The 2,195-nt window shown below is 53.1% G+C and carries 1 protein-coding gene; it reads left to right on the top strand.

All coding sequences use genetic code 11. The features are described from left to right. Positions 1 to 2,195: Ig-like domain-containing protein (locus H5158_RS22330; RefSeq protein WP_182740942.1), on the top strand; the 2,195-nt coding region annotated here is incomplete at both ends.

The following is a 2,195-nucleotide window of genomic DNA, read 5'->3' as shown; positions in this document are numbered from 1 at the left end:
ACCCTCAGCGCCACCGTGGATGCCAATGGTGATTGGGTAATTAGCCCGACAACCCCACTGCCTGATGGTGCGTTTAGTGTTGATGTCAGTGTCCTTGATGGTGTTGGCAACGAAACCACCGACTCAATTAGTGGTGTGATTGATACCACCGCGCCGAGTCTTACAGTGCAAGGCGTGGGTGATGGCAGTGACGTCACCCCGGTATTCAGTGGCACCAGCAATGAAATCGGTGGCACAGTGACCCTAGTGGTTACCGATGCCAACGGGGTTGAACAACCCCTGAGCGCGACAGTACAAAGCAATGGTCAATGGTCAGTCGAAGTACCGAACGGCCTGAGCGAGGGCGATTACACCGTCAATGCCGTCATTACCGATGCGGCGGGAAATGATACTCAAGTGGCCTTAACAGGCAATATTGATACCTCAGTGCCTGTTGTTATGGTTAATGATAATGGCCTTGGAAACAATGCGACACCAACGATTACGGGTACCTCAACCGAGCCTGCGGGCACCGTTGTCAGCATCAGTATCGTGGATGTCAATGGCGATAGTTATGGATTAAGTGCCACCGTCCTCGCTGATGGTTCATGGCAAGTAACAGCACCAAGCTTACCGGATGGCAGTTATACAGTGACCGCCAGTATTACCGATGCGGCAGGCAATACCGGCAGTGACACCGGAACTGGCAGTGTGGATACCTTAGATCCGTTGATCAGCATTAATAACTTGGGTGCAATTAATGATGACACGCCAACGCTCAGTGGCACCTCATCAGAGCCACAAGGGACAGTGATAAACCTCACTGTCACCGACAGCGGTGGGACAGTTACCACACTCAGTGCCACGGTTGATGTCAATGGTGACTGGGCCGTTACCGCCCCAGTTTTAGCCGATGATGATTATACGGTGGTTGCGAGCGTCAGTGATGCGGCGGGCAATAGCAACAGTGCCACCGATACCTTCACACTCAATACCTTAGCGCCAAGTATTACCATCAATGCGATTGGTGAAACCAATGACACCACACCGACCATTAACGGCAGCAGTGATGCGCCAGATGGCAGTGTTGTCACTGTGGTGATAAATGATGGAATTAATCCAGCAGAGACTATTCAAACCACCGTAACCGGCGGCACGTGGAGTGTCACGGCCAGTAGTGATTTAGCGGAGGGTGACTTTACGGTGACCGCCACCGTTGAAGATGGCGTGGGTAATCAAGGCACGGCCACAGTTACTGGGATTATCGACACCACCATGCCGGATATCAGCATTAATCCGCCAGCCGACACGAATGACACCACGCCTACTATCAGCGGCACGGCCAGTGCGCCACAAGGCAGCATTGTCACCTTAGTATTTAATGATGCGGCAGGCAACTCACACACAGTCACCACGCAAATGACACCATCAGGCACCTGGTCAGTGCCTGCGCTGGAGGTATTGGCTGAAGGCGAATACACAGTCACTGCGAGTGTCTCAGATCAAGCGGGCAATCCAGCCAGCGCCAGTGTCACCGGGGTGATTGATGTAACGGCTCCAATGCTCAGTGTGGATGCACTGGCAGACAGCAGTGATGTGACCCCCCTTATTAGTGGCCAAAGTAGTGGTGTGCCAGCAGGCACACAAGTAACGATTGAAATCATCGCTGCAAATGGCGCAGTACAAAGCGCGACAGCCCTAACGGATGGCGCAGGAAATTGGTCGGTGGAGGTCAGTAACGCGCTCGTCGAAGGCGAGTACACAGTGAATGTCAGTGTGACAGACTCCGCAGGCAATACCGGCACCGATAGCGAAACTGGGGTGATAGACACAACAGCGCCGAGCGTCACTATCGATGCACCGGCGTTGACCAACGACAATACGCCGCTGGTTACAGGGACATCGGATCTAGCCAATAGTGACATTGCGATTACCTTTACGGATGGCAATGGCAGCCATACGGTGACAGTACAAACCAATGCTAGCGGTAATTGGAGTGCAGAAGCCACGCAGCCGCTTATCGATGGTGCGTACACCGTGACTGCCAGTCTCACTGATGCCGCAGGTAATACCGGCAACGCCAGTGACAATGGCGTGGTGGATACAATTCCACCAGAGCTTGCGTTTGTGCCCACCTTCCTATTAGGACAGTTAGTGTCTCTCAGCGGTACCTCCGATTTACCTGCTGGTAGTACTATCACCATCACTGAAAATCT

It is taken from the genome of Pseudoalteromonas sp. SR45-6 (genome assembly GCF_014163545.1).
Lineage (GTDB): Bacteria > Pseudomonadota > Gammaproteobacteria > Enterobacterales > Alteromonadaceae > Pseudoalteromonas > Pseudoalteromonas rhizosphaerae.
The sequence above is the reverse complement of the archived record's forward strand: the minus strand, read 5'-3'. Positions and strand labels throughout refer to the sequence as shown.